Source organism: Tautonia marina (assembly GCF_009177065.1).
In the GTDB taxonomy this organism is placed as follows: Bacteria; Planctomycetota; Planctomycetia; order Isosphaerales; family Isosphaeraceae; genus Tautonia; species Tautonia marina.
Genome location: NZ_WEZF01000042.1, coordinates 1 through 13,053 on the forward strand (window position 1 = coordinate 1; position 13,053 = coordinate 13,053).

Sequence of the window (13,053 nt, forward strand, 5' to 3'; positions counted from 1 at the left end):
CGAGCACAAGCGGGTGGTGCTGATCATCGACAACGCCCCGTGGCATCGGGGCAAGCCGATCGACGAGGCGTTGGCCGAGCACCCGCACCTGGAGTTCTACCGTCTGCCAAGCTACAGCCCCCAGCTCAACGTGATCGAGCGGTTCTGGAAACTGTTGCGACGTCGGGCGACGCACAACCGCCTGTTCGACGAGCTGGCCGACCTGAAGCGATCGATCCGGGCAAGCCTGTGCTACTTCCAGACGGTCCGAGGCAGGATTCGGACCCTGATCGCCGGGTGCTATGCCCAGCCCCGGGATCAGCCAGTGACGACCGGAACGTGAATGAGGCGTTCGACGGTGTGATAGCGCAGACGGGCGATCCGCAACTTGGCGGTGAGGTGCTTCCTCACCCGCTCGGTGCGGGACCGCCAGGCCTCGTAGCCGGCGCCCAACCGCCGCCGGCGAGCTGCTCGTCGATGTGGGCGACCCGACGTTCCAGGGACGCGACGATCGCGGCAAGGTCGGTCAGGGAGAATGACGCGAGCTGCTCGGCAAACCCGGCGGCGGAGCATCGCATTTGGGGAACAACCGATCCCACTGATTGGAACCCGGGCCGGCTTCATTCGGTTGCGTTTGCGAACCCCTCGGACTCGAAGGTTCGGACCTCGACGGTGTTCAATCCTCCCAGCGCCAGACGGGTCCCGTCGTGCGAGATGGCCAGCGAGCAGAGGGTGGCCCCCGGGAACTGGAGCCGACGCCGGAGCCGGAGCGTCGCGGCGTCGAGTTGCCAGAGCCGCTCGCCGTCGATCTGGACCAGGAGGAATCGACCGTCGGGCGTCGGGGTCATGTCCTGGACCGAGCACTCCAGGCTCAGGATGTCCCCGCCGGCACTGAGGTCCCACCTTCTGACGAATCCACCGAAGCGGTTCGCCCAGATGAGGGCTCCGCCGTCGGGCGCGAAGAGCAGCGGACCGAGGACGCCCGACCTGCACGAGGTTGAGGCGCGCAAGGCGCCGGTCACGGCCTCTCGCACGATCACCCGACCGTCATAACCGGCCGAGGCGAGCCATCGCCCATCGGGAGAGAAGGCCAGCGTGGTCACGGAGCCTTGGTGGACGTCGACGTCCAGCAGCGGCTTCCTGGTCTTCGCATCCCAGAGCGTGAGGTGGCCGTTCGAGTCACCCGAGGCGAGGCAGCGGCCGTTGGGCGAGAAGGCCAGGGCCTGGATGGAGGCACCGCTGGCCTCGATGCGGCCGGAGTCCCGGCCGGTCCGCCAGTCCTGGAACCGGATCGATCCGTCGAAGCACCCCAGCCCCACCGCATCCCCTCGTGGGTCGAAGGCAACGCACCGGATGCGCTGAGAATCCCCGCCCGTGATGACCCTGCGGCCTCCCCCGTCGACCTTCCAGAAGGTCAGGCGGCCGAGAGCCTCCAGCGTGGCGACCTGGTTGTCGTCCGGCGTGAAGGCGATGGTGGGGATCGGCCGTTCGCTCCGTCCGATGACCCGTCGATCAGGGCCTCCCCCGGCAAGCCGCTCGAGGGCATCCCCGAATCCAATTACGGCCACGACAACGGCCCCCACGGCCAGGCACCATCCTGGAGTCAGGATACTTACGCGAGCACAACGGGCCGATCTGGATCGGCCGCGCGGGCCCGATTCGCGCTGATCCAAGGGGTGATGAAACAAGTTTCTTTTCATAGATGAACCTCGCATGGATCAGAGAAATGTCACATCTTCAAAAAATCACACGCGTATACTTGCCGAAATCGCTTGAGTCGGCGGCCCGGACGTGCAGAAACTCGGGAGTCCTCCTCTCCCGATTGCCGCACACAATCGACACGAGATGCTCCACTTCGGTGGTGAGACCGAGCCGAGATGAAGCAGAAGCCCAAGGCCGAGGCGGGCGGACGCTGCGACCGCCCGCCCCGGTGTCGGCGGCCTCAGCGGAGACGCATCGAGGCGACCTCGGGGACGCGCACGGTCGGCACGCGACGCGTTCCGAGGCCGAGGATCGGGGCCATGATGGCTTCTTCGTGGCCGTCCTCGTCGTGGTCGTGCTCCAGGCCCAGGGCGTGGCCGATCTCGTGGGTGACGGCCGTGAGGAGGTCCATACGGTCGCCCGGCACGTCGGCGGCGTCGAGGGGCGTTGGGTCGAGGAACCAGCCGTGGCCGGCGGCGTCGCGGTCGAGGGTGATCGTCGAGCCGTCGGCCTGGCCCAGGGTGGTGCCGGGCAGGTCGGCGATGCGAATGTCGAGCGGGCCGAGGCGGCTAAGGTCGGCGCCGGCGTCTCGCCAGAAGGCCCGGGCCGATCGAAGGGCGAAGCGGAGTTGCCAGCGGGAGAGCGGGTCGGCGTCGGAGCTGGGCCCGGCCTCGGAGGCGGCAGTGAGATTCTTGGGCCCGCCGCCCTTGCCGCCGCCCTTGCCGCCACCTCCTCCGTCGGAGGGTTCGTCGTCATGATTGACGACACCGACATCGGCAGGGTCGAACCCGTCGTAGGCGGTATCCGTGCTCGAGGCCGTCCCGACGATGATCGAATACGAAACGTCGCCGTCCGACTCGGAATCATCCTGTCCGACGATCGTGACCGTTTGCGGCGTGCTCCAATTCGTCGGGTCGAATGTGAGTGAAAGGATAGCGACCTGAGTATTGGTCGACGGGTCGAGCAGGAGGCCCTCACTCGAATCGCCGGTCGCGAGCTGGATCGTAACGGGGGAGGATGGCTCCGTGTTCAGGACCACATTGATCTGGGCCGTCCCGCCACTCTCGGAGGTCTCCAGGCCGAAGGCGGGCGAGACCGTGATCCCCTCGCCGACGTATCGGGCCACGGCGATGTCCGAAAGGCTCGGACTGCCATTTACCCTCGTGAGGGCCCCGCCGGCCACCACGAGGTCGCCATCCGGCGCGATCGCCATGGCGTGCGCGAACGCCTCCTTGCCGACGAATTCGGTCGTGACGATCCCACCGGTCCCGAACGTGGAATCCAGCGAGCCATCGGCCTCGTAGGCGGCGAGGGCGAAGAGGTCCAGTCCACTCTGGCCGTAGCTCCTCCCCGAGACCACGATCCGACCGTCGCCCCGGATCACCACGTCGCTGGCGCTCGAGCTCGATCCCTCACCGACGGCGGTCATCACCACACCATCCCCGCCACCGAACGTCGTGTCGAAGTCCCCGTTCGTGTCGAGGCCGACAACGGCGAAGGAGAGGTTCAGGCCATAAGTCCCAGCAACGACGATCCGCCCATCCGGCTGAATCGCCAGGCCAGTAGCTTCGGCGCCCTCAGGACCCAAATCGACGACGACCAGACCATCGCCGCCACCGAAATCGGTGTCGAGGACCCCGGATTCATCGAACCTGGCCACGAGCATCTTGTAAGTGTAGGAGGGGCCGCTGATACGACCCGCGACGACCAGATTCCCGAGAGGATCGATCGCCAGGGCCTCGACGTGCTCACCGATGGGGCCCAGTTCGGTCACCACGATCCCACCGCTGCCGAAGGAACTGTCGAGCGTCCCGTCGGGCAGGTAGCGGGCCAGGGTGAAATTGTTCGCGGTCACCACAATTCGCCCCTGGGCGTCGATGGCGAGGTCGGTCACCTTGTCCTCGCCGTCCGGCCGGATGTCGGTCGTCACGATCCCACCGCTGCCGAAGGACGCGTCGAGCGTGCCGTCGGGCAGGTAGCGGGCCAGGGCCAGCTCCTGATCGCCCTTCCGATCGACGGTCCCTCCGGCGGCGACGATCCGGCCATCCGGCTGGATGGCGACATCCTGGACGCTCTCGTCGCCACTTCCCACCCACGGTGTCGCCCTTCCGATCGCCGTCATGACGAGCCCGGAATCACCGAACGACGGATCAAGCGATCCGTCGGGGAGATAGCGCATCAGGGTGAAATCATTGGTGCCATCCGGCCCCTTGGCGTATCCTGCCGCCACGACGCGGCCGTCCTGCTGGACCGTCACGTCGAGCGCCGCGTCGTAGTCGGAGATGGTGGTGGTCAGGAGGCCGTCGCCGTCGAAGCTCTCGTCCAGTGCCCCGGCCGAGAGCAGGGTCCGGACCTCGAGCGGTTCGATTGCTGGGCGTCGCCGCACGGTCGGTCGAGGCGTGGGCCGCCTTTGAACGCGATCGAGGACGCGGGAGGTCCGGGTTGTGGTCGAGGTGAGGGCGGTCGGGCGGATGGTCATGGGGTCACTCCGAAGGGCTGGTGGTGTCAGCGGTCGGGACGAGGGCCGGACGTCGGGCGCGCACCGGTAACGCCCCGGATCAGACCGGTCGGTGATCAACGATTTCGGTCAGAAGGAACTTTTCAGGCGCGGCCCGGTTGCCTCGGAATACACATTGCGGACATCAGGGGGTTGAAGTCATGGGGATTCGGGATTCGGGGACTCCTGTTCGTACCTTGCGAACCGGCTTCGGGGCGTTGATTCCGGTCGTCGACTCCGAGCAGGTCCTCCGCCTCGGCGCGGAGGCGGCTCAATTCGCCGCTGCTCGTCGCGCTCTCCTCCATCGAGGCCACCGCACGGTCGAGCCAGAAGCGGGCTTCGGCGGCCCGGCCGAGGCGGTGGTGCGCCATGGCCAGGAAGAGCCATTGCCCCGGATTCCCACCCCCGTGCAACGTCATCGATCGGTCCAGGGCCTCGATCGCCGTTTGCCATTCTCCATTGCGGTATGCGGCCACTCCCAAGGTATCCCAGTACGCCCATTTCTCGGGTGCGAGCTCAACCGCTTCGGAAGCTAGGATCACCGCCCTCGCCGGGTCATGCAGCGCCGGATCCCCGGAGGTCACCAGCTTCCAGGCGGTCTTGTTCAGCAGGCGCGGATCGCCGTCGGAGTTGCGGATGTCCACGTCGATCCAGTGTCCCACCTCTGCCTCCAGACCAAGGCGGGAGCAGAGGCGGGCGCGATAGAAGGCCCACTCCGGATTCTGGAGGTCAACGATCTGAGAGGCCCTCTCGATGGCGCGGACGACGAGTTTCTCGTCGATCGGGATGTCCTGTGGCAAGCCGGTCAGCGCTCCCAGAATTTCCCGTAGAGACCTTGCGAGCTGGAGACGAAGTCGTGGGCTGATCTCGTGTGGTATTGCGAGGAAATCGCGCAGCCATCCCTCACAGACGTCCCGGACCGCGGCATGGTCGCCCATGGACTGGAGGAGCGACAGTAATCGTGTCAACTTCCATAGGCTCTGGACGTGGATTGGCCCGAAGACCTGCCGGCTGCGGTCGTACGCTTGGAAGCTCAGGACCCGAGCATCGTCGGCCCGGCCGCGACGAAGGACGACGTGGGAGAGTTTTGTGAGGATATTGAGGGTCAGGTGGTCCAGCGCCCCGAGTGTCCGCTCACTGCCCCAGAGAGCCTGGCGTAGCAAAGTCTCACTGCGGGCGAGGTCGCCCCGCTCGGCAACGATCTCTCCCAGAAAGAGCCGCGCCCAGATGGTACTCTCGTGCTGGGGACCCAGGGCCCGTGCTGCGAGCTGTTCGGCCCGCGCCGCCAGGTGCTCGGACTCCTCGCGATGGCCAAGTTGGTCGAGGAGGATCGCCAGGATGACCTCGGACCGGAGCGTATCGGGGTGGGAAGAGCCAAGCACCCGGCGGCGGGCGTTGACCACCTGGCGGGCGATCGGCTCGGCAGACATGTCGATGTCCTCCCCTCGGAAACCGGCCTGGCAGAGGACCCAGGCGAGCTCGGCCAGGGACTCGAGCGTTGCGGGATGCTGACGATCGAGGTGCTGGGACCGCAACTCCGCGGCGCGCCGAATGTGCCGTTCGGCCCAGTCCTGTTCCCCCAGGTAGAAATGGGTGCGGGCCAGGGCCATGCGGACGTTTGCCTCCAAGAGCGGCCGTCCTCGGAAGCGAGTCGCCAGGGCGGCGTCGGCCTCGTCGAGCACATCGCCGATGGTCACCGAACGGCCGCTGCCTTTACCCGGCACGGTGGCGCCGAGGACGTCCTCGGTCAGGTATTCGATGACCTTCTGCGATTCCTCCGCCCGACGCCGAGCCTCCTCGGCCGCTTCCTGAGCTCTAATTGCCTGCCAAAGACTCACCGATATGCCCGCGAGCAGGGCCAGGAAGACCAGCAACGTCGTCGAGAGCACCCCTCGATGTCGCCTCGTGAACTTCCGTAGCCGATACCATCTCGACTGGGGAGACGCCTCCACGGGTTGTCCGTCGAGGTGCCGTCGCACATCTGACGCAAAGGAGCCGACCGTCTCATAGCGCCGGTTGCGGTCTTTCTCGAGGGCCCGCAGCACGATCCAGTCCAACTCTCGCTGCAGCATTCTGCCGAGTCGGCTCCGCTCGCGCCGGTCGAGCGGCCCGGTCCCCGTATCCGAGGTCGTCCCCAGGGTGCTGACACGGGAACTCGGCGTCGGCGGATCTTCCTCGCGGATGATCCGCCGCATCTCGTCGAACGCCGCCGTGCGAAACCGCTCTCGGTCGAACGGCGTCGTGCCGGTGAGCAGCTCGTAGAGGAGCACGCCAAGGCTGTAAACGTCGCTGCGGGTATCCACGTCCACCCCGGAGAGCGCCGCCTGCTCCGGGCTCATGTACAGCGGTGTTCCCACCAGTTGCTGGAACGCGGTGTAGACGGTCCGATCGGTCAGCGAGGGTCCGGTCGCCTTGGCCACGCCGAAGTCGATCACCTTGGGCGCGGCCACCCCGTCGATCACCGTCACCAGCACGTTCGACGGCTTCAGGTCCCGGTGGATGACCCCCTTCTGGTGCGCGTGCTGCACCGCCCGGCAAACCAGGATGAACAGCTCCAGCCGGTCGCGCAGCGCCAGCCGTTCTTGCTCGCAATACGCGGTGATCGGCAGCCCCTTGACCAGTTCCATCACGAAGTAGGGGCGACCGCCCTCGGTGGTCCCAGCGTCGTGGACCCTGGCAATGTTCGGGTGGTCCATCAGGGCCAGGGCCTGCCGCTCGGCCTCAAAGCGGGCGATCACCTGTTTGGAGTCCATCCCCGGCTTGATCAGCTTCAACGCCACCCGACGGCGGACGGGCTCGTGCTGGTCGGCGACATAGACCACGCCCATCCCCCCCTCGCCAATGACCTCCCGCAGCGTGTAAGGGCCGACCGACATTCCTGACCCCTCGCCGGCCGGTGGCATCAGTTCGGTCGGGGTGTCTCGGTCCGGCAGGTCGAGCAACCCGAGGGGACGTTCGTGGGCCTCCAGCAGGTCGTCGATCTTCCGCCTCAGGGATGCATCGGTCCCGCACACCTCGTCGAGGAAGGCGGCCCGCGCCTCGGCCGAGTCCAGTTCCAGCACCTGCAGGAAGATCGATCGTTCATTAACCAGGCGGTTGTTCGTCATGGGTCACATCTCCCCCGGTCAACTCCCGGTGAGAAGACATGCGTAATCCGGGAGCAAAGCGGGCCAAATTACTGCAGATTAATCACAAGGCTTTTCGTCTTCATGATTTGCGCCTTCGGGCCCCAAGGCGCCAAGCTCCCGACCCAGCCAGGCCCTCGCGTAGGCCCAGGTCCGGTTCGCGGTCCGGGGAGAGATCGCCAGAACCTGGGCGACCTCCTCGATGGTCATGCCCGAGAAGACTCGGAGTGTGACCAGTTCGGCGGCCCGGGGGTCCTCGGCCCGGAGCCGGGTGAGGGCTTCGTCCAGGTCGAGGATGTTATCGCTGTCGGGCTCGATTTTCAGGTCGCCATCGAGCAACTCCCTGCGCCGAAGCTCACCGCCGCGGCGAAGGCTCTGCCGACGCCGGGCGGCATCGACCAGGACCCGCCGCATGGCCTCGGCCGCCGCGGCATAGAAGTGGCCGCGGCCTTCCCAGCCGACCTGGCTGGGGCCAATGAGCCGCAGGTAAGCCTCGTGGACGAGGGCGGTGGGCTGGAGGGTCTGCCCGGGCGCCTCGCGGGCCAGTTGCCGGGCGGCGAGCCGGCGCAGCTCGTCGTAAACCAGGGGCAAGAGCCGCTCAACGGCTCGCGGGTCGCCTTGCTCGATGTCCGAGAGAATCCGCGTGATGTCGTTCATGGGCGAACAGTCCCGGGAGATCGACCTCCCCGGCCGGGTGCACCGAAGCCGTCAGCTTCAGCACGGGACCGATCCGGGAAAGAGCATATTCAGGGATTCCTTGATTCCTTCCTGATGTTACACGTCACGCAATCACGACAACACCCTCCCGGGCCTCAGGGCAACGTCGAGGGCCTGCGGACCCGAAGGGGTGAGGCGATTTGCTTGCGCAACCGTTGCCACCCAATTATGATGAAGTTGTTGCGCCGGAAGATCACGATGCCAAACCGAGATGGCCTCCATGACCCACGTTGTTCTCAGCCCGACGCTGTCTCCAGCGGCGTCGTCGCCCGGCAATCGACGTGGGACCGCCACGGCGACGTCCTCTCGACCCCCCGTACCCTCGAAAGTATCCCATCGTGTGGTCCGTCCCTCCTCCCTCCCAAACGCCCTGTTTCGCCTGTCTCCCACGAACCCGACTCGACCGGCGAACTGGCGCTGGCAATTGGCTACCCGCATTGCCGATGGGGTGGCGGTCCGCCGATCGCAGGTCGATCCCTGGGTCGAGGTGACGGTTCGGTTTGCAAGACGACTGGCCCCGTGCCGGGGCCGCGATGATCGCGACGAGCTTCGCCGGCGGATGCCGAACCTGACGGCGGCCCACGAGCTGTTCACGGGCCGACCGCCCGACCGGTGGTGGCTCGAATCCTTGATCCTTGCCCGGGAAGCGCCGGGCGCAATTGCCGAGAAGCTCGGCGTCCCTTCGGAGGTCGTCCGGACGTATATGCATCTCTTTTTCGATCTGGAGGGCAGACTTACGAACGCCGCGCTGGTCCATCAGGTCGGGATTGGCCTGGCTCCGGGCCAGCCGCCGTGCGACCCGGCTCAGCTCTGGAAACTGCTCGGCTTCCTGGGAGGACGGGAGATCGTGCGGTGCCTGGTCGGGATGGCGAGGCTCGACCTGGCCGGCCCGGGGCGGGCAGATTTCGAGCGGGCGATCCTCGGGCAGTTGCGGGACGAGGCAGACATCCGGGCGGTGATCGCAACGCTCGTTGACGGGCCGTCCCCGACGACGGTCAAGGCCCTTCGGCTCCGCTCCCGCGCCGCGGCGTGGTGGGCGCGGCCCGCGATCGGGACCGTTGAGGATCAGAAGGCCATGGAGGGCCTGCATCTGGTCCTGGAACGAGCCCGTCGGCGTGCGGAATCTTCTGGGTGCGATGACCATTTCCAGCGAGCGGAGAAGCGTGATGCGTCCTGAACCCTCGATCGACTAAGCCTTGCCGCCTCGCGAGAGCGGCCCCCAGCGTCGTGCCCGACTGGCGGCCGAGGGCCGGTACGGTGAACTCCTGGCCGAGCTGGAACGGTCGTGCCCGAGCCTGATCGACGCGGAAGAGCTCTGGGACCAGATACTCCAGGCGAGTCGCGTCCGGGCGCAGGACGATCCGGCCGCCTTTGGACGAGCGGTGCTGGACGAGACGACCGGGTTCGTGAACTACCTGGTGCTTCGCAGCCATCATGCCCTGCAGGCGAGGCTTGCTGCTCACGATCGGGCCTCCCGCGATCACGGCCTGACAGGCCCGCCGCCAGAGCTGCAGGACCGGTCACTCGAACCCCTGATGAAGCTTCAGTCCCATCAGGCCGCCCTGCTGGAGGCACGGGCGAAGCTTCAGCGGCGCTGGCAACTGGTCGAGCCGGAGTCCGGAGCCCTGTCGAGATCGACGCAGAACCATCCTCAGGGCGATCTCGCCGATGAGGTCCAGCCGCTCACCGACTCGTTCGAGGACGACGGCCCCGATGAGGACCTCGGGATGGTTGCGGCTCCTCACCACGACGACGGGCCCGAGCCTTTGCTTGACGACGAGGACCGGCCCCACCAGGCCAACGGGCATCATCTTCTCGAGGGTCGCAATGGTCATGACGCCATCGAAATACCGGTCGACGACCTCCCCAGCCGCCACAACGGAGCCTTTACGAACGGATCGCACCTGGACCTGCCCATCTGGCGAAGGCACCGCTTCCGGTTCGGCAGCGGCGGTAGCAAAGGCCAGGGCCGAAGCAAGCGGCGACGGTAACACGATCCTTGAGAACCAGAAGCTCATGCTGGACCGTCGCTGGCAGATCATCTCCGCAACGATCGCGTCGGCCGCCTACTGGTTGCAGCGCCAAGGCGTCCTGGTCCGAACGACGCTCGACGGTCGTCCGGCCTGGGCCGTTCGTTATGTGCGTCGGGGGGTTGGCGACCGGCGTTCTCCGATCTGAATTCTCCACATCCCACATCTCCAGGAGTGACGTTATGACGCTTTCTGAGCGCGTCGCTGAGCTCGTCCGCGCCGCCTTTCCTAGCCTCTGGGTCACGTCGTTCGAGCACGACGACGCCGTGGCTGAGTTGGCCGAGCTCTGCCGGGCTCGGGGCTGGTCCCTGGCCGAATGGGACCTGGAGCTGGGCCTGCGGGGCCCGCGAGCCGGACCGCCCACGACCGACGGGTCCGATGCGGGGGCACACGGCCCGGGGGCGCTTGTCGCCGACGGGTCCGACCCGATGGCCGCGTTGCGGGCCCTCTCACGGCTTGCGCCCGGCGAGGGGGATGGGGCGGCCCTCCTCATCCTGCGTAATCTGTACAGGCTGCTCGGCTCGGCCGAGCTGATCCCGGCGCTCGACGCGGCGCTGGCGCGGGGCAAGCGGGATCGCACCACGATCGTCATCCTGGCGCCGGCGGTCGCGTTGCCGCAGGAGCTGGAGCGGCAATTTGTCGTCATTGAACATGCCCTGCCGGGCCGCGACCAGCTGGAGGGGATCGCCCGCGCGATCGCCACCGAGCCGGGCGAGCTGCCGGCCGAAGGGCCTGAGCGTGACGCGGTGCTCGATGCCGCCGCCGGGTTGACCCGGCTGGAGGCCGAGGGGGCGGTCGCCTTGTCGCTCGTGCGCCACGGCCGGGTGCAGCCCGAAACGCTCTGGGAGTTGAAAGCGCAAGCACTGACCCGCTCGGGCCTGATGCGTCTGCATCGGGGCGGCGCGGGCTTCGCCGGCCGCGGATGCCTGGACGCCCTGAAGTCCTTCTCTTCCCGCGCCCTGCGCCCCGGTCGCCCGGCGGGGGGGCGGCCCAGGGGAGTGCTGCTCCTCGGGGTTCCGGGCACGGGCAAGAGCGCGTTTGAGCGGTCGCTGGGCCAGGAAGTGGGCCGGCCGACGCTCGTGATGGAGGTCGGCGCACTCATGGGTTCGCTGGTGGGCGAGACCGAGGCCCGCACCCGGCAAGCGCTGGCGATCGCCGATCCGATGGCCCTCTCGCTGGTCTTCGTGGACGAGGTGCGCAGTGGAGGTTGATGACGCAATGGAAGGGGACACCCTTCCCCTGACGATTCCAGGTCGTCTTGAGCCCTTGGGTCGTAGCCGGGACTGATGCCGGTCCTCGGTGAAAGAGCTGACCCTGAAAGGCCTTGTGAGGCGCGAAGCAGACCGCCGAGAGGCAAGGCTTGGCTGAGTGGTGATATGGTGAGCCAAACGAACCGGGTTTCAAGCTTCGGGAAACGAAGCTCCCTCCACGCAATATTCTGCTTACCTCGGCGACGGGGTGAGGCGGGGAGGCGATCCAGGGAACGGACCCCGAGGGGGCCGTTCCGACAGCCAGGGGATCATTTCGTCGTCCGCTGGAAGTGTGCTGGGCCACCTGGACTATCCCAGCACCACGATCGGGAGCCCGTAGTGAACGGGTCGGGTTGTCGAGAAACCGGCACCAACGTCACCACGTCGGAGTGCATCATCAGTCATGCGGGAAGCGGCCGCGGGGATGCCAAGGCGGGCAGTCCGCCGATGCCCCGCGGTCGTGGCGGAGCCGCCGTAGTAGTCCGAGGTCGGGAAAGCCGGCCACATGGCGAAGGGCGGCAGTCTGTTGGGAAGTTCCTCTCGTCCCAAGCACCGGGTGTGAACTGGAGGGATCTCCATGGAGATCGGTGAACGACAGAGGAAGCTCAGCGAGTGGTCGGTGCAGCGTCTGACGGAACCGGAACTCGGTCTCTTCGCATCGCGGAAGGACCTCCGGCTGTACGACCTGTACCACCTGGTCTACGAGCCGACCTGGCTGCGTGCCGCCCATGATCGTGTCGCCCGCAACAGCGGCAGCAAGACTGCCGGTTGTGACGGGATCACCATGGGCAAGTTCGACGCCGATCTGGAGGGCAACCTCCGGAAGCTGGCCGAGGACCTGCGCAGCGAGCGGTTCGAGCCGCACCCGGTCCGGCGGGTCCACATCCCCAAGAGGAATGGCAAGCTCCGTCCCCTGGGGATCCCGTCGATCCGGGATCGGATCGTGCAAGAGTCGGTGCGGATGATCCTCGAACCCATCTTCGAGGCGGAGTTCTACAACCTCTCCTTCGGCTTCCGTCCCAACCGCTCGACGATCGACGCGCTGGCCACGATCCTCCATCGGGCGAGCAACAAAGGGCTCTACCACTGGGTGATCGAGGGCGACATCAAGTCCTGCTTCGACAAGATCCTCCACAGGAAGCTGATCGGCCTCCTGCGGCGTCGGATCCGGGACAAGAAGTTGCTCCGGCTGGTGTGGCGATTCCTGAGGGCCGGCGTGATGGAAGGCTCGTTGTTCGCGGCCACCCAGGAGGGCACGCCCCAGGGCGGGATCATTTCCCCGCTCCTGGCCAACGTGTACCTACACAAGCTGGATCGATACCTGGAACGGCGGACGCGACTGCCGCGCGCGGTGCGGCAGCAGCGGCGTCGGGAAGGGCGGGCCAACTTCGTGCACATCCGCGATGCGGATGACTTCGTGGTGATGTGCAACGGGACCAGGGCCCAGGCTGAGGCGATGAAGCGGGACCTCCAGGAGTTCCTGTCCTCGGAGCTGAAGCTTGAGCTCTCGGAGGAGAAGACGCGGATCACGCACGTCAACGATGGGTTCCGGTTCCTGGGGTTCGACATCCGACGAGAGATGACCGGCACCAGGGTCAGGCTGCCCAAGCTGCTGATCCCGGATGACTCCGTGCGGGAGTTCCGGGCGAAGGTGCTCGCCATCACCGCCCGGTCCACCTGCAACCAGTCGATCGTCGCGAAGCTGGGGGCCTTGAACTCCTATCTGCGGGGCTGGGGCAACCACTATCGCTACG

General features: G+C 66.8%; 11 protein-coding genes. 6 read left to right on the top strand and 5 right to left on the bottom strand.

Annotated features, from left to right (window positions below; all coding sequences use genetic code 11):
• Positions 1 to 322: transposase (locus tag GA615_RS26810; RefSeq protein ID WP_201750345.1), on the top strand; the 322-nt coding region annotated here is incomplete at its 5' end.
• 64 nt (positions 323 to 386) lie between these two features.
• Here GA615_RS26810 and GA615_RS27675 read toward each other — a convergent pair.
• The 5 genes from GA615_RS27675 to GA615_RS26830 all read right to left on the bottom strand — a co-directional run bounded on the left by GA615_RS27675 (position 387) and on the right by GA615_RS26830 (position 7,959).
• Complete coding sequence (locus tag GA615_RS27675) at positions 387 to 557, bottom strand: hypothetical protein (RefSeq protein ID WP_161602594.1); 171 nt, start codon at positions 555 to 557, stop codon at positions 387 to 389.
• A gap of 42 nt (positions 558 to 599) precedes the next feature.
• Entirely contained in the window at positions 600 to 1,547 is a 948-nt protein-coding gene (locus GA615_RS26815; RefSeq protein ID WP_161602595.1) for a WD40 repeat domain-containing protein, read from the bottom strand.
• A 374-nt stretch (positions 1,548 to 1,921) separates the two neighbouring features.
• Positions 1,922 to 4,159: a matrixin family metalloprotease gene (locus GA615_RS26820; protein ID WP_152054427.1), complete on the bottom strand. Its 2,238-nt coding sequence runs from the start codon at positions 4,157 to 4,159 to the stop codon at positions 1,922 to 1,924.
• 122 nt (positions 4,160 to 4,281) lie between these two features.
• On the bottom strand, positions 4,282 to 7,284 hold the full coding sequence (locus GA615_RS26825; RefSeq protein WP_152054428.1) for a serine/threonine-protein kinase: 3,003 nt from the start codon (positions 7,282 to 7,284) through the stop codon (positions 4,282 to 4,284).
• 78 nt (positions 7,285 to 7,362) lie between these two features.
• Positions 7,363 to 7,959 (bottom strand): sigma-70 family RNA polymerase sigma factor, encoded by a 597-nt coding sequence (locus tag GA615_RS26830; RefSeq protein WP_152054429.1) that lies wholly within the window; start codon positions 7,957 to 7,959, stop codon positions 7,363 to 7,365.
• 280 nt (positions 7,960 to 8,239) lie between these two features.
• Here GA615_RS26830 and GA615_RS26835 point away from each other — a divergent pair, with 280 nt between their 5' ends.
• The 5 genes from GA615_RS26835 to ltrA all read left to right on the top strand — a co-directional run.
• Positions 8,240 to 9,196, top strand: a complete 957-nt coding sequence (locus GA615_RS26835; protein WP_161602596.1) for a hypothetical protein — start codon at positions 8,240 to 8,242, stop codon at positions 9,194 to 9,196.
• A gap of 19 nt (positions 9,197 to 9,215) precedes the next feature.
• The gene (locus GA615_RS26840; protein ID WP_152054431.1) at positions 9,216 to 10,010 is read left to right on the top strand and encodes a hypothetical protein; all 795 of its coding nucleotides are present in this window, start codon (positions 9,216 to 9,218) and stop codon (positions 10,008 to 10,010) included.
• Positions 10,011 to 10,035: 25 nt separating this feature from the next.
• Complete coding sequence (locus GA615_RS27680) at positions 10,036 to 10,197, top strand: hypothetical protein (RefSeq protein ID WP_161602597.1); 162 nt, start codon at positions 10,036 to 10,038, stop codon at positions 10,195 to 10,197.
• A 34-nt stretch (positions 10,198 to 10,231) separates the two neighbouring features.
• Complete coding sequence (locus GA615_RS26845) at positions 10,232 to 11,260, top strand: AAA family ATPase (protein WP_161602598.1); 1,029 nt, start codon at positions 10,232 to 10,234, stop codon at positions 11,258 to 11,260.
• A gap of 616 nt (positions 11,261 to 11,876) precedes the next feature.
• The coding region (gene ltrA, locus GA615_RS26850) for a group II intron reverse transcriptase/maturase (RefSeq protein ID WP_152054433.1) at positions 11,877 to 13,053 on the top strand (1,177 nt) is incomplete at its 3' end.